Here is a 17,808-nt window from a genome sequence, read left to right as displayed (position 1 = left end):
AAGGAGGAGTTTTCATGGAATTTTATCGTTCCCACGTACTGGTTTGTGCCGGTACTGGGTGTACTTCTTCGGACAGTCAGCTTGTAAGAAGGGAACTTCTTAAACAATTAGCAGAAAAAGGCTTAGATAAAGAAATCAAGGTTGTAGAAACAGGCTGTTTCGGCTTTTGTAATTTGGGTCCCATTATGGTGGTTTATCCTGAGGGAACTTTTTACTGCCAGGTCAAAACCCAGGATGTTAATGAAATCGTTGAAGAACATTTTATAAAAGGGCGTCCTGTACAGCGGCTTTTATACCATGAACCTGACAAGGAAACCAGGACCCTTGAATTCGATAATATTGAGTTCTTCAGACATCAGAAAAGGGTGGCCCTGGCCAACTGCGGCCATATTAACCCTGAGGTTATCGAGGAGTATATTGCCCGTGACGGCTATTTTGCCCTGGCCAAGGTACTTCATGAGATGACCCCGCAAGAAGTCATTGACGTTATTAAAAAATCAGGCCTGAGAGGCCGGGGAGGCGGCGGTTTCCCCACCGGTGTTAAGTGGGAATTTGCCAGCAAATCCCAAGGGGACCAGAAATATGTAGTCTGCAATGCTGACGAAGGGGATCCCGGTGCTTTTATGGACAGGAGTGTGCTGGAGGGTGACCCCCATGCTGTTCTGGAGGCTATGGCCATTGCCGGTTATGCCATCGGTGCCAACCAGGGATACATTTATGTGCGGGCGGAATATCCAATTGCCGTAGAACGGCTGCAGACTGCCATCAAACAAGCCCGTGAACTGGGTCTTTTAGGAAAGAATATCTTTAGTAAAGGCTTTGACTTTGATATTGATATTCGTTTAGGCGCCGGGGCTTTTGTCTGCGGTGAAGAGACAGCTCTCTTAACCTCTATTGAAGGACGGAGAGGCGAACCCAGGCCAAGACCACCTTTCCCTGCTGTGGCCGGTCTTTGGGGTAAACCAACCATTATTAATAACGTAGAAACTTTTGCTAACGTACCGCCAATTATACGCAACGGCTGGGAATGGTTTGCTTCCATGGGTACGGAGAAGAGCAAAGGCACCAAAGTATTTGCCCTTGCCGGAAAAATCAATAACACGGGACTTATTGAAGTTCCTATGGGTACCACACTAAGAACTATTATTTATGATATCGGCGGCGGAATACCTAAGGGCAAGAAGTTTAAGGCAGCCCAAACAGGAGGCCCTTCCGGCGGCTGCATCCCTGCCGAGCTTCTTGATATTGAAATAGACTATGATAACCTGACGGCTATTGGTTCCATGATGGGTTCAGGCGGGCTCATTGTCATGGACGAAGACAACTGTATGGTAGACATTGCCCGCTTCTTCCTGGAATTTACCCAGGATGAATCCTGCGGCAAGTGTCCTCCCTGTCGTATCGGAACCAAACGCATGCTGGAAATCCTCACCAAGATAACTGAAGGTAAGGGAACCCCTGAAGACTTAACAAACCTGGAGACTTTAGCCAAGACCATTAAGAATGCTTCCTTGTGCGGTCTGGGACAGACTGCTCCTAACCCGGTATTAAGCACTCTGCGCTATTTCCGTCACGAATACGAAGCCCATATCTACGACAAGAAGTGTCCCGCCGGGGTTTGTCAAGCCCTCTTAACTTATAAGATTCTGGCCGAAAAATGCCGTGGTTGCGGTCTGTGTGCGCGGAACTGTCCCACCAACGCGATAAGTGGTAAGGTTAAAGAGCCTTATGTTATTGATGTGGAAAAGTGTATTAAGTGTGGTGCCTGCTTAGAAAAATGTAAATTTGCGGCCGTTATCAAAGAGTAGAGGCCCATACCAAATAGAGTCGAGGAGTGTGACTATTTATGGAAATGGTAACCTTAACAATCGACGGCCAAGTAGTGCGGGTTCCTGCAGGTACCACAGTGCTTGAAGCCGCACAACAAGCCGGGATAGATATACCTACTCTATGTTATTTGAAAGAAATCAATAAAATCGGTGCTTGCCGTGTCTGCCTGGTTGAGATTAAGGGGGCCAGGGGCTTACAGGCATCCTGTGTTTATCCCGTGGCTGAAGGAATGGAAGTAAAAACCAATACACCGTCCATCAGAGAAGCCAGAAAGGCTGTGGTAGAGTTAATTCTCTCCAATCATCCCATGGAATGTTTAACCTGTAACAGGAGCACCAATTGTGAACTCCAGGCCCTGGCCAAGAAGCTGGGTATTAAGGATATTCGTTTTACAGGTGCCAACACCGCTTTTGAACCTGACCTCTCCTCACCATCTATTGAAAGAATTCCAGACAAGTGTATCCTTTGCCGTCGCTGTGTCGCTGTTTGTAATCAGGTACAGGGTGTGGGGGTATTGGGTTTAACGGAGAGAGGTTTTGAAAGCCTGGTGGCGCCGCCTTTCCACAGAACCCTCAATGAAGTCAACTGTACTTTCTGCGGGCAGTGTATTAATGTATGTCCCGTTGGCGCACTGCGGGAAAAAGACCATACCCAGAGAGTATGGGAAGCCCTCAATGACCCGGATAAGCATGTTATTGTGCAAACGGCTCCTGCTGTCAGGGTGGCTCTCGGAGAGGAATTTGGTTATCCTGTAGGAACTTCCGTAACCAAAAAGATGGTGGCAGCTTTGAGACGTTTGGGCTTTGACAAGGTTTTTGACACCGATTTTACTGCTGATCTGACCATCCTGGAAGAGGGCAGTGAGTTATTGGAGCGCGTCAAGGAAGGCGGCAAGCTGCCTCTGATTACCTCCTGCAGCCCCGGCTGGGTTAAGTATTGTGAACACCATTACCCGGAATTCCTGGCTAATCTTTCTACAGCTAAGTCGCCCCAGCAGATGTTCGGGGCCCTGGCCAAAACCTACTATGCTGAAAAGGCAGACATCGACCCTACCAAGATCTTCTCTGTTTCCGTCATGCCCTGTACAGCGAAAAAGTTTGAATGCGGTCGTCCGGAACTGCAGGACAGCGGTTTCCCTGATGTAGATGCAGTGCTTACTACCCGTGAATTGGCAGATATGATTAAGGAGGCAGGCATTGACTTTAGGTCTTTACCTGAAGAAGAGTATGATTTGCCTATGGGCATAACCACCGGTGCAGGTCTAATTTTCGGTGCTACCGGCGGCGTCATGGAAGCAGCCTTAAGAACCGTCTATGAGCTTGTCACCGGAAAAACTTTGGAAAAAGTCGACTTTGTAGCTGTACGGGGGATAGAGGGGATTAAAGAAGCCAGTATCGAGATTCCTCCTTTAGGTACAGTGAAAGTTGCCGTAGCCCATGGTTTAAATAACGCCCGTAAACTATTAGAAAAATTAAAAGACGGGGAAGCGGACTACCACTTTATTGAAATCATGGCCTGTCCCGGCGGTTGTGTGGGCGGTGGCGGGCAGCCTATCGTGAGTGGTCCTGAGCGGATGAAACTCGGCGAGGATTATCGTGTTTTACGGGCTCGTGCCATTTACCAGGAAGACAGGGAGATGCCCTTGAGAAAATCCCATGATAACCCTGCTGTGAAGGCTCTCTATGAAGAGTACCTGGGTAAACCACTGAGCCACAAATCTCACCATCTCCTCCATACACATTATACAAAAAGACCAAAGTATGTGGCGCTTGTGGCTCAAGAAGAGTGCTATAGTGAAAAAGAAGCTGCCTGTTCAGAGGAAAAGGAATAAAATTAGAAACAAGAGAACAGCAAGGGATTCCCTTGCTGTTCGTTTATTTTTATTATCCAACCAAGAAGTGGGCTAAAATAGATTTTCTAAAGCCCGCCCGGGAGTCTGTTCACGGCAATGGTTCGTAAGTTATAATAAAGTGAAATATATATTGAGGAGATAGGGGTAAAGATGACAGGTACTATCGTAAATGCTGCAGCTATCATTGCAGGAGCGGTCGTAGGGTTGTTTCTACGCACGGGAATACAAGAGCGGTACAAGGACATTATTATGCAAGGACTGGGCTTATCCGTTCTTTTGATAGGAATGAAGATGGCCTTTAAAACTAATAACGAGCTGCTTGTCATTCTTAGCCTGGTTATAGGGGCTATCATTGGTGAGTGGCTGGATATAGACCGTTTCCTGGAGGCCTTAGGGCAAAGACTCCAGGCCATGATTGGCTCCCGGGAAGGCGAATTTGTACGGGGGTTTGTTTCGGCCAGCCTGATTTACTGTGTAGGGGCTATGGCCATTATGGGGCCCATTGAGAGCGGGCTCACTGGCCAGCATAAGGTTCTCTATGTAAAGTCTGCCCTGGACGGGATTTCGGCCATTATTTTTTCTTCCACCATGGGACTGGGGGTGGCTTTTTCCGCTTTGCCCGTTTTTGTCTACCAGGGAAGTATCACCCTGCTGGCTGGAGCCGTAAAAGCTTTATTAACCGAGGCCATTATTGCAGAGCTAACAGCTACGGGGGGAATTCTCATCGTAGCCATCGGTCTTAATGTTTTGGGGATAAAGCAGATTAAGGTAGCCAATCTTTTACCGGCAGTGCTGGTAGTGGTGATCCTTACCAGTATGGTGGCCAGGTTTTTTCCAGGGTTAGTTTAGATGTAAAGGGGATAGTTATGAGCGGTTTGTTAACACCATATCTTAGTGTGAACCTTGAAATTTTGGAAAACAATATTCAAACCATGGCCCGGAGAGCTAAAGAAAAAGGCGTGAAATTGCGTCCCCATATCAAAGCCCATAAGATGCCCCAGATTGCCCTTCGCCAAATTCAAGCGGGCGCCGTAGGTGTTACTGTGGCTACCTTAGGGGAAGCGGAAGTGATGATTGAGGCCGGAATCAAAGATATCTTAGTGGCTTACCAAATGGTGGGGAAAGAAAAAATCCTCCGCCTCCTGGACCTGGCACAAAAGGCGAGGATTAGTGTGGCTGTTGATAACAAAAAAAATGCTGCGGAGTTAAATGAGTGGGCAGGGACAAGGAATATACTGCTGCCCGTGATGATTGAAATAGATACGGGCTTACACCGCTGTGGGCTCCTCCCGGGCCCAGATGTGGTAGATTTTGTGAAAGAACTGCAGCAACTTCCTCATCTGGAGGCCGTTGGCTTGATGACACATGCGGGACATGCCTATGGCTCCAGTCCTGAGAGAATACCGGATATTGGCCTTGAGGAAGGACGGCAAATGGCAGAACTGGCCAAGCTTTTGGAGCATAATGGTATCAAAGAACTGGAAGTCTCCGTAGGCTCCACACCAACGGCACTTTACAATCTCCAGGTGCCGGGAGTGACCGAAATAAGGCCCGGTAATTACGTTTTTTATGATGCCATCCAGGTGGGTTTAGGTGTGGCCAAAGCAGAACAATGCGCTTTGCAGGTGGTCTCAATGGTGATTAGCAGGCCGGCGAAAGACAGGCTGGTCATTGATGCGGGGAGCAAGACTTTTGCCCTGGATAAAGGGGCCCATGGCATGTCGGTCGTACAGGGTTTTGGTATTATCCTGGGATATCCCCATTTACTCCTGGAGAGACTTTCCGAGGAACATGGCATTATCAAGGTTACCGGGGAAGGCCCCCTGCCGGAGCTGGGAGAAAAACTGTGCATTATCCCCAATCATGCCTGTACAGCCATTAATTTAGCCAATGAAGTTATAGTAATGAAAAACGGTTCTGTTTATGACAAATGGCCGGTAGCAGCACGGGGACTGGTACAATAAAAGATTTAGTATTAGATGAGAGGATATTTGAGGAGGATGAGTTGTTTTGGAGGCACTGCTCAACTGGGTATCCCAGAATTATTCACTGATAGTCCTTGGATTGTTAGGTGCTTTTGCCCTGGGTTTAATTATTTTTTTGCTGGTTATTATCCGGCTTAACAAATTGGCCAAACAGTATAAAATCCTGATGCGGGGAGTAGAGGGAAAAAATCTAGAGGAATTAATGTGGAATAATGCTAACACCCTGGAGCAGGTTCTTTTTAAACTGGATATCCAGGAAGATAGGTTGAGTACAGTAGAAACCATGGCCAAAAACAGTGTACAAAAAGTGGGCATCGTTCGTTTCAATGCCTTCCGGGATATGGGGGGGGATTTAAGCTATGCCATCGCCCTTTTAAACAGCCAGGGGGACGGTGTTGTCATCAGCAGTATCTATGGGCGTGATGATGCCCGTACTTATGCCAAACCCGTCAAGGGTGGAAAGTCGTCATACCAGCTTTCCCAGGAAGAAGAAGAAGCCATTGCCAAAGCAGCCAGAGGTGAAAAGTAATAAAATTAGAGTAAAAGTGTCTATTCTGGGGAAGGATTTATGATTGGAATGTCGAATAGACCTATTTGGTATTACTGCCCGATTCTGGAACTACTTCATCCCGGGAGGCAGGTTGGCAGATGCTAAAGTTTAACACCGCTGCTTTACTTGAGAAAGTAGGGCGTCTTAAGAGAAAGAAAACAAAAGATAAAAGGAAAAAGCCCTCTTCCCTGACAATGATGATTATCCCTAATACCCACGGAACAGCTGTTAAGAGCTATAACGTTCCCATGTGGCTTGTCAAGTGTTGTGTCACCATCAGTGCCACATGTGTTTTAATTGTAGGGTATTTTGTCACGGGATATTTTTATCTTAACTATGTGGCCAGGGAGAATGAGGAGCTAAAACAAATTAATATGGCTCAGGCCAAGGAAATCAAGGAGTTAAAAGGGATAACGGGCGATATGGCCCAGAAACTCCAGGCTTTAATTAAGCTGGACTCTGAAATTAGGGCCAAAGTGGGCCTGACCAAAGGTGTAAAAGAAGAGAAGGCTGTCAGGGTACTGGAGAGTTCAAGAAGTTTTGACCGTTACCAGTTTATGACCATGGGACTGGGTGGACCCGGGACAAATCAGATACAGCTGCCACAAAACGCCATGGTTCCTTATATAGCGGAAGAACCTGCCGACTCCGGCTTGGTTTCCGCCAATGACCAACAGGTTTCTGAACAGCAAGAAGTCATGGAACTGCCTGCTCTTGAAGGGGAAATGGATACCCTGGAAGAACTGAAAGAGCAGTTGGCCCAAATGGACGCCCTCCTCACCCAGCAAGCGGAAAATATAGGTAAACTTAAGACGGATGTGGAAAAAAGGCTTGCTGAAGAAAATGCCCGTCCCACGGCCTGGCCCATGATAGGTCGTTTGACTTCACCCTTTGGCTGGAGGAAGAATCCTTACTCCCACCGCGGCAGTGAGTTTCACCCGGGTATAGACCTGGCCGGACCTTACGGCACACCCATTAGAGCTGCGGCAGACGGGGTCGTCACTTTTGCAGGATGGAAAGCCGCCTGGGGTAAAAACATCTTAATCTCCCACGGCTATGGCTATGTTACCCAGTACGCCCACAATTCTTCCCTCCTGGTGAAGGAAGGGGATAAGGTTAAAAAGGGTCAGATTATCGCCCGCCTGGGAAGTACAGGCCGGAGTACCGGTCCCCACCTCCATTTCGGTGTGGCCAAGAATGGTAAATGGATTAATCCACTGAACGAATTGAAGCATTAATGCAGGAGAGTGAGAAGATGTTTGGGAAAAAGCCTGTAGAAACACCTGCCAATTTCGAAAAAGTTGATACCTTGATCGGTAAAGACACACATTTTCAAGGTGCGATTACAGCTACCGGTACCGTGCGCATCGACGGTTCCTTTCAGGGGGAAATCAAAACGAAAGGTGACCTGGTAATAGGCGAAAGTGGACGTGTGGAGGCCCATGTAGAAGGGCGTAATGTTCTGGTGGGAGGATACTTTAAGGGAAATATCGTGGCTTCGGGTAAAGTAGACCTTTCCCCCACAGGCAAAGTTTTTGGTGATATGAAGGTCAAGAACTTAATTATCGAAGAAGGGGCCGTTTTTAAAGGCAATTGCCTCATGGAAAAAGAGGAAGAAAAAAATGTTTCTAAGGATAGCGCGGCAAAATAGTAAAAAAGCCCTTATCTGGTAAACCCCTTACTAGAAAGGGCTTTTAGTTTACACGGAGATTATGGTGCCTCCGGAGTATAACAATTCCTCACTTCACGAATAATAAGACGTGAGAAATTTACGGAGGTGAAAATCTTGCAAAATAAAACAATTGCCGTAGAAGGCGGACTAACCCAGATAAAACAGGCTTTGGAACAGGCAGGCTTTACAACGGTGGCCATGGACCAGCAAGGAAACCAGGGAGACTTTCGCAATGCTTCAATGATTGTGGTAAGTGGGATGAATGATAACCTCATGGGCATACAGGATACAGACACCAAGGCTCCTGTCATCAGCGCGGCAGGATTGACGGCGGAAGAGGTTGTACGCATTGCAAAGGAAAGATTGCATTAAAATGAGAGGGCACATTTGCGTGCCCTCGTTTATTTGGCCTGAAGCTGTCTGCCGGGAGCCTCAAGTTTATGTAAGCCTAAAAAAATACTATTGGCAATAACATGGGACATCTTATAGACAAGACTGAGGCGGGTGTTTTGCAAGACTTGAAATTCCATAAAACCACCTACATTAACAATACCGGAAAAACTGATATCCCCCACTTCCGGTAAAACTTTATGAACACCGGCCCCCGGCCTAAGGGGCTTATCATCCGCTAAAATGGTTCCTACATTAGCCGCCAGGCCTAAACAAGCGTCTATAGCAATAACAGGATGACCGGTCCAGTTTTTTTTAATCAAGTTAACGTACTCTTCCAGGTTAGTGGCGTGGACAGGCTCGTCAAGGGTTCCATACACAGGTATATTGCTGCCTCTTAAAAGGGTGGCCAGGCGCATCCCTGTGAGCGGGCCTAAACTGTCACCCGTGGAACGGTCGGTTCCTATACAAAAAATAACTGGTTTATTATTTAAAAAATTGCCCTCTTCTAAAAAACGGGCCAGGAATTCCGAGAGTTTTGTAACAGCCAGCGGTTCTTCCATGTGTACCCTTAGGCTTCCCACTCTCTCGGAAGGAACAGGGCTTTTTTTAAAGAACTGGGAAAGGTTTACCATAAACCACCTCCGGGAAGTTGGTCTATGGTAGTATGGGTAAAATAGGGAGTTTTATGCAGGAATCTCTTAATAATCTAGTGGATAAACTGACCTGTCGGCACATAGATATTAATAAATGCCCAAAGAGCGGAGGAGTTTATGCAAAAAAACCGGCAGGATTTGACCTGGCAGATCGCTTTTACCTATATGGGGGCCATTGTGGGGGCCGGATTTGCTTCGGGGCAAGAGTTGTTAAAGTTTTTTGTCATGTTTGGAGTACAGGGCTTAGCCGGAACTTTATTCGCAGGCTTAATGTTTGCTTTCCTGGGCTGGTTAATCCTGAAAACAGTGGTCCGGGAAAAGATGCAGGACTATCATCATTATCTCACCTATCTCTTCGGAAAAAGAATCGTCCCTTTGGTAGATATTACCCTGGGTCTTTATTTGTGCCTGGGCTTAGCGGTTATGCTGGTGGCCAGCGGCAGTCTTTTCAGAGAGCTTTATGGGTGGCCCTTATGGGGAGGTTTTACCCTCACGGCGGTAATTGTCTATATTGCCCTGCTGATGGGTTTGGAAGGAATCCTGTGGCTCAATACAGCTCTCATACCTGGGTTAATCCTGATGGGCCTGGGTGTTTCCGGTGTTTACATCAGTCGTTCCGGTCTGGAGATGGAAGCTGTCAGGTCAGGTGTTAACCTGGTAGGCGATAACTGGTTACTGGCAACTTTGTTATATGTAGCGTATAATCTTGTTACAGGCGTAGTGATTTTATCCTCCCTGGGGCATACCGCTTCGGCGGGCGGAACAAAGGGTGTGATCCTGGGCGGGCTTGGTCTGGGAATTATGGCCGGAGTAATGAGTCTGGCTCTTTCCCTGGCGGGAGGGATCATAGCCGGTCAGGATATACCCATGTTAATACTGGCCAGCCGTTTGCATCCCGCCGCAGGCTGGGTTTATTCTCTGGCTTTGTGGTTTGCGCTTCTTACTACGGCTCTATGTGATGGATACGGTCTTCTCCAGCGCATGAGGACCATCTTTCCATATCCCAGATATATTACGGTTTTCTTAATACTGCTTCCAACTATTCCTTTTATCGGTTGGCGTTTCGCCAATGTGGTAGGTATAGTTTATCCTTTACTGGGCTATCTGGGGTTGGTACTTTTGGCAGCCATTATATACCGGGGGTTATCCCGGCGTAAAATAACGGGCAAAAGGAGGTAACTGTTTGGCAAACGTCATCATCGGTACTGCGGGGCATATCGACCACGGTAAAACCACACTGGTCCGGGCCCTGACGGGCATTGATACGGACCGGCTGAAAGAGGAGAAACTCCGGGGTATTACCATAGAGTTGGGTTTTGCCCATCTTACCCTGCCCGACGGGCAGAGGGTGTCTATTGTGGATGTGCCGGGGCATGAGCGCTTTATCAAAAATATGCTGGCGGGTGCTGCCGGTATTGATATGGCCATGCTGGTGATAGCCGGAGATGAGGGTGTCATGCCCCAGACCCGGGAGCATCTTGATATTATCAGTCTGTTAGAAGTAAAAAGGCTCATTGTGGTTATTACTAAAATTGACCTGGCCGAACCTGAGTTGTTGGATCTGGTAGAGGAAGAGATATGGGAATTATTAAAAGAAACACCCTTTCACCGTTCACCGGTAGTCAGGGTTTCAGCCCATACGGGACAAGGTCTTGAGGAACTCATCCGTCTTCTGGCAGAAATTAGTGCTTCCTGTCCACTTCGTGAAAAATCAGGAATAGCCCGCCTCCCTGTGGACAGGGTATTTACGGTACAGGGCTTTGGCACAGTGGTTACAGGCACGCTTTTTAACGGTGAAATCACAGCAGGGGATAACCTGGAGATTGCCAGCAAAGGACTAAAGGTGCGTGTAAGAAATCTCCAGGTACACAATACATACGTGGAGAAGGCGGGAGCGGGGCAGAGAGTGGCTGTAAACCTGGCCGGCGTTGAAGCCAAAGACCTGGAGCGGGGAGATGTCCTGAGCGAGCCAGGGTGGTTCAAGCCCACTAACCGCATCGATGTATCCTGTCACCTTTTAAAAAGCACCCCCTGGAGTTTAAAGAACATGACCAGAATACGTTTTTACCAGGGCACCAAAGAAGCTTTGGGGCGTGTTATCCTATTGGGGCGGGAAGAATTGCAGCCGGGAGAAAAGGGCTTCCTCCAGATTGTCCTAGAGGAACCGGTGGTAGTGATGCGGGGGGACAATTATGTGCTGCGGAGTTACTCACCCCTTTATACCATTGGCGGGGGGAGAATTCTGGAGCCCCACGCCCATAAACACAAGCGCTCGGAAAAAAACTTACTGGAAGAGCTGACCCTGAAAGCATCCGGCGATCCTGCGGCACTCGCCCAAAGCTTCCTGCAGAAACGTAAAACTCCCACTTCTTTGGAGGAAGTTGCCATATATCTTGCCACGAGGAACGAGACGGCACAACTCATCATGCAAGGACTGGTGGAAAAAGGGGCCCTGGTGACATTAAGCGATAAAGACAGTGTTTATATTAGTTCCCAAGTCCTTGCTCTATTGGAGGAAAGAGCAGCAGGGGAGATCAAGAAGTATCTGAGGGAAAACCCCTTAGAACAGGGTATGAATAAAGAGATCTTGCGAGCCAAACTGTCGGCGGATTTATCCCAGAAAGATTTTAATATCCTGGTGAATTATTGGATTCAGTATAAGAGGCTGGTATTACATGAGGGGCAATATCTGGCTCCTCCGGGGTATACTCCCCGTTTAGAGGGGTTGTTGGCCTCAAAAATTCGCGAAGTCGAGAAGTTTTACCGGGACTGTCTCTGGCAGGTTCCCGGCTGGGAACAGGTCAAAACAGAATTACACCTGGAAGAAAAACTGGCCAGCCAGGTTTTACCGTACATGTTGCGGACGGGGATCCTCACACCCCTCACCGAAGACCTGTATCTTTTAACTGACCTGGTCAATGAAGGTAAACAAAAGCTCAGGACCTGGTTTAACGAACATGAAGCGCTAACTGTGGCGCAGGCCCGGGACCTTTTGGGAACAACCCGCAAAATAGCCGTGCCCTTCCTGGAATACCTGGACAAAAATAAATTCACCATTCGATTAGGTGAAGTAAGAAAACGATTGGAAAAGAGACCTTAATATTACAGGGCACAGGGCTTTGACTGAACCTACTGTCTTAAGCTATAATAATGATATTATGGTGGTTATGGGGGCGGATTGTGACTGGTGTTGCGCCTGGTCTTCAAAACCAGTGTGGCGGAGCGCTCCTCCGCTGGGTGGGTTCGATTCCTACACGCTCCCGCCAAAGTTAATATTTGCAAGGGCTATAAGGTTTGATGTATTTTTGCTAAGAACACGGTAAAAATCATGAGACCAGTGTAGTAACTTTTGCCCACGATTCTGTGTTTCCCTGTTCGCAAACCAAAGCGAAGGGGAATTTTTTATTTTTGGCTAGGATATTTAAACTTGAAATCGGAAAGTAACTTTCCGGATTAGTCCTATGCCCGTATAAACACAAAATTTCAGGATATCTGCACCGTGGTTTTTTTGGCTAAGCACCTCATTTATTAGATAATCGGTATTTCGTGTATAATTCCAGAAAGCGCAGCGTTTTTGGGTATAGTTAATAAGCCATAGTTCCAGATGAACCAAGTAAAGTGGTTTCTTGGGTAATTTGGTTTCAAGTTTTGTTTGGGCATTAGCCCGAACTCACGGCAAGCCAGGCTTGTTGGCAGAGGAATATTTCCAACTTTTCTTTAGCAATCTTCAACACTCTTTTTAGCCAAGGGTTAGGGGCTAACTTTACATGCCTATAACGATTGTTACCAACGATGTTTCCAGGTATATTCAAGATTTTGCGCGAATTGTTGGTACTTCGGCATGACTTTCCTTACCATCTAACAGGGCCAGGCGAAACCAGTTGAGCAGATTGTAGGATAGTACTTTCAGCCACATAAAGGCAATATTTCTTTCCATTTTTTCCTGGCTCATTTTTTCAAAACCTAACCGACTTTGAGTTCATCGATTTTGTTTTTGATATTGCATCGCTTGTTATACTCGTGCCACACCTCCTCTGAGTTTAGTTCCTCAGTGGAAGTGACAATAATTTCATAATCGTAGGTCTCAAAATCAAAGCAGAGTTGACCATCAATGACTTTTGGTTTCTGGGTCTCCCGGATGAATACAAACCTGCGGGCTTTTGACCATTTGGGCAGGGAAAGATTAATCTAAGCTGTAGCATAGTGTTGGCTCAAAGGTTGCCACTGTTCCTTTTCATCCAGGTAGTTAATCACTTTACGCATAGTACCGGTCAGCTTGGCTTTGCAGATATACTCAATGCCTAGTTCTTCCAGGTAGGCAAAGTTGTTTTCATCAAAGAAACCTTTATCCATGCGGATACCTTTTACAATGATATTCTGGGCAGTTAGAATGGCCAAGGTCTCTTTGAGAAACTCCATAAACTGACCATTGCTGGCCACATTTCCGCTGTATAACCTGGCATTGACCAGTTCACAAGTACCAGAAATAAAGGTACTTTAACTTTGTATGAAGGCTGCCCATGATAGCGGGGATTATAACCTGTTTTGGCTCCTTCTTGTTTCCCGAAAACAGTGAGAACACTGTCGTCAATATCTAGCCATACTTCACGGAGTTCGTCGGATTTGGCTTTTAGCGATAACAACGCATTATTTACCTGAGATAACTGGTCTAATGCTCTTTGCTCACAAATAGTAGATAAAAAGCTCCGTAAAGTACTCTCGTCCGCCACCTGTGTTACCTCTTTGATTTTCTGGTATCCGGGATCGGTTTGAAGGGCATTCATATGGGAAAAGCGCAACAGGCCTAATGAGATAGCATCAATTACTGTATCCAATAAGTCGATACTGGTGTATTTGCAGTTCTGATGGCACTTAAGACGAACCCGGCTAAGCATGTCCGAAAATCAATTGCCTGCTTGAAAGCCTCTAAAAGACCAAAATTACCAAAAGCAGTAACAGAAAAATTATCAAAACTAACCGGAAGATTGGAATTCCGTGTCCGGCGTTGTAGGGAATGCAGTTTCTTCTGGTATTCCCGTTCTAATTGACGTTTTTGTTGGCGAGATAAAGTCTCTAATTGATTTGTGGTAATGAGTTGTGACACCATCATTTCAGAGGGTCACCATTCTTTGGAATGTTTTGGTTCGCGCTTTAACAATTCCAGAAAAGGAGTGGTGTACCCTTTTTTTCTGTCAAATTTTTTTCCCAAAAGAAAAGACTTTGGTCCGTTGATACTATTGGATTTCTAGATTTTACTTTCCGTATTCAAGATCAAATTAAATTAGGGATGCTTGGTCTTTAAAGTAAATATAAAATGAAAAATCCACCCCGATTTTGGAGTAGATAAATTGAAAGTTTACACCAACGGTTCCATTAATGAGGTGTACGCCCTTTCCTCGATAGGGTCCTTTCGGGTGAGTTCCCCTACTTCATTGGTACTATGACGGCACTACGACTACTGTTACCGCATCCTCCCGCACTTCGTTTCCTTCGTTTGGCATTACCATCTTTCCTCTCATTATTCGCTCTTCCCATGCCTGAGAGCCTGCCATGAGAAGCCTGGAGTTGTTCTTCCGTATCCCCACCGGACACTTAAGATGGACGTAACAGTTCCTCCCAGGTTCCTGGGGAACCTCTTGTGCATTTGCCCTGCTCTAAGACCCCGGCCGGACAAAGGTACCAGGTCAATATATAGTACCCTTGTACTGTGCCCCCGCCGCGTCAAAGACGAAGGCTCCAACGAGTGTTTTTCGAGGCTCAATCACACAGCTTTTGCACTCGCTGTCTACGCTTCGCGCCAGAAATCACTTCCTAACGCGCAAGACTCGCTTCCGGCTGTTGACCAGACTTTACCGGGCAGGCACTTCCTCCCTGCTAGGTTCCAACTAGAGGTTTCAGCCCGAGGACATCCCCTTCCGCCAGTCTTATCATGGCGCAATGACGCTTACGCATTTGTGTTCTATATCTATCGAAAAATGTCGTAAATATTGCAATAAAATTGGAAAATTCAAAGAGGATTTTAGAAATATACGGAGAATATAAGTAAACCAAAGCATACAGCATGCAGCGTGCTAAACTTTATAATGGTAATTTAATGAAAATAACAAACGTGGAACCAATAAGTCTTATTGTAACTATCGAAAATGACATAAAAGCACCAATTAGTATTCCGCATGTAGATGAACTAGAAACAATAGTGTTTAAAGAATACCGTACAAGCTTTTGAATACTAAAAAGATTTGATGTAGTGAAAATTACGAAATACATTGCGCAAAGTAAATAACGAGAAATGACTATCAATGTAATCCTTTTAGACTAGGACCAAGATCAGGTCAGCAATAGCATCTTCCCAGGCCGATGTATTTAGGCCAATGTGGATGTAAAGGGATCTATTTTATAACTGCTTGAGCGTTTTATACACGGCTGTTGTATAGTGTAAATTTAATGTAAAGGTGGGTGATAATTTTTATAGATAATGCACTATGCAGCGCTGTGGAAAGAAAGGGGGAAAAACATGAATAGAAAATTAAGAGTTTTTTTAACCTTATTATTAATCTTTGCTTTTACGCTTACTTTTGTGGGATGTAGTACTAAGGAGAAAGTAGACAATAGTTCCATACAGGAACAGAAGCAAAAAAAATATCCTGAAAAACCCATAACACTAATTGTTCCTTATGATGCAGGTGGGGGAACGGATTTAGTTGCAAGGACAGTAGCCGGCTTAGCTGAAAAGCATTTGGGTCAACCCATTCTTGTTGTTAATAAAGTAGGTGCAACAGGTGCCGTTGGTTTAGCAGAAGCACACAAAGCTAAACCTGATGGATATACTTTTTTATTTCACACTTCAACAATGTTTGCATTGAAACCTTATGGTTTGTCTGATATAGCCGGAACTGATATGGAACCTGTTATGGAAATAGTTCATGACCCATTATTATTAGTTACACCAGCTGCACAGAAGTATAAAACACTTGAAGATGTTATCCAAGCGGCTAAAAAAAATCCGGGTAAAATTAACTTAGGTAGCGGTGGTGTTGGAGGAGTTAACTATAACGGAATTATGTTATTTGAGAAACAAGCAGGAATAAAATTTAATGTTGTACCAATCACTTCCGGTGGTGCCGAGCAAATGGCAAGATTGGTAGGCAATAAATTGGAATTAGGAACAATGTATTATCCAGAAATTGCTGAACAAGTGAAAGCTGGACAGATTAGAGTTATTGCAGCTATGTCTGATGAAAGACTACCTCAATTTCCTGATGTTCCAACATTTAAAGAATTAGGATATGATGTAAGTATTGCTAGTTCAAGAATGGTATTTGCACCAAAAGGAACACCTGAAGCATGCATTAAAGCAATGGAAGAAGCTCTAGTAAAAGCTACAGAAGATCCTAAATTTAAACAATATGTAGAGCAGTCCGGTACGCAATTTAAAATTGTTAAAGGTGAAGCGTTTAAGGAACGCGTACAGAAATTGGCAAAGCAATATGCAGAATTGGCACAATTATCTAAAACAAGACAATAGATATTGGGGATATATCTAATATCCCCAATATTCTTAAAAAAGTTCTGCGGTAATATGTCAAGTCCTTAAATTTAGAAAGTAGATGCTTATGGACTTCTCGATACTTCTTCTGGTAATAACTTCTAAACTCTGATTCATACGTCTTTACCGAGTTGGCAGCCTTAACAAGGTAATAAGGGTAGCGATTACCAGAACGTATCCTTTTAGTCTCTTCAGCTTCAAAATCTCCCCGATTGGTGCCTACGCCAAGATAATGCAGACTTTGAGGTCTTTAGAGCTGACGTCTATTCGGTTATTTAATATCCGAATCGAGTTGAAAATTCAGTGAGATTTGGTTTGCAAACATATTATACGGAGGAATATATAAAATGAGGGTTTTACTTACAGAGACTATGGATGAAGATGGCCTGAGCCTTTTGCGCAATCATTTTGAAATACATATTGCTAATACAACGGAAAAAGAAAAACTGAAAATAATTATTGAAAAATTCTCACCGCATGCAATTATTGCAAAGTTAGCAAACATTACAAGAGAGATTATTGACTCTGCTCCGCATTTGAAAATAATTGCAAAGCACGGAGTAGGATATGACAATATTGATGTGAATTATGCGAAACAAAAAAAAATTTATGTTACAAATGTTCCTCATGATAATGCAGATTCTACAAGTGAATTTACTATCACCCTTATTCTAGCTTTGCTAAAAAAGGTTACTGTAGCAGACCAAAAAATGAAAATGGGTATTTGGCAGAGAAATGAGTTTCTCGGTACTGAGATAATGGGTAAAACTCTTGGTATTGTAGGGGTCGGTTTTATAGGTAGAAAAATTGCGGAAAAATTAGCTGGATTTGGTTTACGGTTTATTGGTTATGACCCCTATGTTAAGGATAATATTGTTAAAGCTGGTTATACAGAGATTCAAATGTTGAACTTTGATGATCTATTGTATCGGTCTGATATTATAACAATTCATACTCCCTTGACTTCAGAAACTAAAAATTTATTTAATAAAAATTCTTTTGAAAAAATGAAGTCTACTGCTTATTTAATAAATGCTGCTAGAGGTGGAGTAGTAAATGAGGTAGATTTATATGAAAGCTTAAAAGGAGGACGTATTGCTGGTGCCGCCCTAGACGTATATGAAACAGAACCTTTTGTAATAGAACCTCACCATCCACTTACAAATCTTCACGATAAAATTATACTTACCCCACATATAGCAGCTTACACGAGAGAAGCTCAAAAGAAAATCGCCATTACTGTTGCAGAAGATATAATTTATGGATTAAAAAATGGTATTCCAAGAAATTTAGTAGGGGAATTTAGATAAAGTGAATGATAATGGAG

General features: G+C 44.9%; 13 protein-coding genes, 1 tRNA gene and 1 pseudogene. 13 read left to right on the top strand and 2 right to left on the bottom strand.

Annotated features, from left to right (window positions below; genetic code table 11):
• Positions 1–14 precede the first annotated feature (14 nt).
• The 8 genes from nuoF to BR63_RS13445 all read left to right on the top strand — a co-directional run bounded on the left by nuoF (position 15) and on the right by BR63_RS13445 (position 8,261).
• Complete coding sequence (nuoF, locus tag BR63_RS13480; RefSeq protein WP_034424094.1) at positions 15–1,808, top strand: NADH-quinone oxidoreductase subunit NuoF; 1,794 nt, start codon at positions 15–17, stop codon at positions 1,806–1,808.
• Between the two features lie 38 nt (positions 1,809–1,846).
• The gene (locus BR63_RS13475; protein WP_051966040.1) at positions 1,847–3,661 is read left to right on the top strand and encodes an NADH-dependent [FeFe] hydrogenase, group A6; all 1,815 of its coding nucleotides are present in this window, start codon (positions 1,847–1,849) and stop codon (positions 3,659–3,661) included.
• A gap of 171 nt (positions 3,662–3,832) precedes the next feature.
• Positions 3,833–4,531, top strand: coding sequence for a DUF554 domain-containing protein (locus tag BR63_RS13470; protein WP_034424092.1), 699 nt, complete (start codon positions 3,833–3,835; stop codon positions 4,529–4,531).
• A 17-nt stretch (positions 4,532–4,548) separates the two neighbouring features.
• The gene (locus BR63_RS13465) at positions 4,549–5,646 is read left to right on the top strand and encodes an alanine racemase (protein ID WP_034424090.1); all 1,098 of its coding nucleotides are present in this window, start codon (positions 4,549–4,551) and stop codon (positions 5,644–5,646) included.
• A 46-nt stretch (positions 5,647–5,692) separates the two neighbouring features.
• Entirely contained in the window at positions 5,693–6,196 is a 504-nt protein-coding gene (locus BR63_RS13460) for a DUF4446 family protein (protein ID WP_051966038.1), read from the top strand.
• A gap of 119 nt (positions 6,197–6,315) precedes the next feature.
• On the top strand, positions 6,316–7,455 hold the full coding sequence (locus BR63_RS13455; protein ID WP_051966036.1) for a M23 family metallopeptidase: 1,140 nt from the start codon (positions 6,316–6,318) through the stop codon (positions 7,453–7,455).
• A gap of 17 nt (positions 7,456–7,472) precedes the next feature.
• Positions 7,473–7,868 carry a bactofilin family protein gene (locus BR63_RS13450; RefSeq protein WP_034424088.1) on the top strand — a complete coding sequence of 132 codons (396 nt, stop codon included), beginning with the start codon at positions 7,473–7,475 and terminating at the stop codon, positions 7,866–7,868.
• A gap of 135 nt (positions 7,869–8,003) precedes the next feature.
• Entirely contained in the window at positions 8,004–8,261 is a 258-nt protein-coding gene (locus BR63_RS13445; protein ID WP_034424086.1) for a YkuS family protein, read from the top strand.
• A 29-nt stretch (positions 8,262–8,290) separates the two neighbouring features.
• On the opposite strand, the gene yyaC is transcribed toward BR63_RS13445, so the two are convergent.
• Positions 8,291–8,914 (bottom strand): spore protease YyaC, encoded by a 624-nt coding sequence (gene yyaC, locus BR63_RS13440; protein WP_034424084.1) that lies wholly within the window; start codon positions 8,912–8,914, stop codon positions 8,291–8,293.
• Between the two features lie 138 nt (positions 8,915–9,052).
• Between yyaC and BR63_RS13435 the strand changes: the two genes are divergently transcribed.
• The 3 genes from BR63_RS13435 to BR63_RS13425 all read left to right on the top strand — a co-directional run bounded on the left by BR63_RS13435 (position 9,053) and on the right by BR63_RS13425 (position 12,201).
• Positions 9,053–10,114, top strand: a complete 1,062-nt coding sequence (locus BR63_RS13435; protein ID WP_034424081.1) for a YkvI family membrane protein — start codon at positions 9,053–9,055, stop codon at positions 10,112–10,114.
• A 4-nt stretch (positions 10,115–10,118) separates the two neighbouring features.
• Complete coding sequence (selB, locus tag BR63_RS13430) at positions 10,119–12,035, top strand: selenocysteine-specific translation elongation factor (RefSeq protein WP_034424078.1); 1,917 nt, start codon at positions 10,119–10,121, stop codon at positions 12,033–12,035.
• A 69-nt stretch (positions 12,036–12,104) separates the two neighbouring features.
• Positions 12,105–12,201 (top strand) — tRNA-Sec (locus tag BR63_RS13425).
• A gap of 393 nt (positions 12,202–12,594) precedes the next feature.
• On the opposite strand, the pseudogene BR63_RS13420 reads toward BR63_RS13425, so the two are convergent.
• Positions 12,595–14,045 (bottom strand): annotated as a pseudogene (locus tag BR63_RS13420) (IS1380 family transposase).
• Between the two features lie 1,404 nt (positions 14,046–15,449).
• On the opposite strand from BR63_RS13420, the gene BR63_RS13415 reads away from it, so the two are divergent.
• Both BR63_RS13415 and BR63_RS13410 read left to right on the top strand, forming a co-directional pair.
• Positions 15,450–16,460 carry a tripartite tricarboxylate transporter substrate binding protein gene (locus BR63_RS13415; protein WP_051966031.1) on the top strand — a complete coding sequence of 337 codons (1,011 nt, stop codon included), beginning with the start codon at positions 15,450–15,452 and terminating at the stop codon, positions 16,458–16,460.
• Between the two features lie 368 nt (positions 16,461–16,828).
• Entirely contained in the window at positions 16,829–17,791 is a 963-nt protein-coding gene (locus tag BR63_RS13410; RefSeq protein ID WP_051966029.1) for a hydroxyacid dehydrogenase, read from the top strand.
• Positions 17,792–17,808: the final 17 nt, after the last annotated feature.

Origin of the sequence: Thermanaerosceptrum fracticalcis, assembly GCF_000746025.2 — a bacterium.
Lineage (GTDB): Bacteria > Bacillota > Peptococcia > DRI-13 > DRI-13 > Thermanaerosceptrum > Thermanaerosceptrum fracticalcis.
The sequence above is the reverse complement of the archived record's forward strand: the minus strand, read 5'-3'. Positions and strand labels throughout refer to the sequence as shown.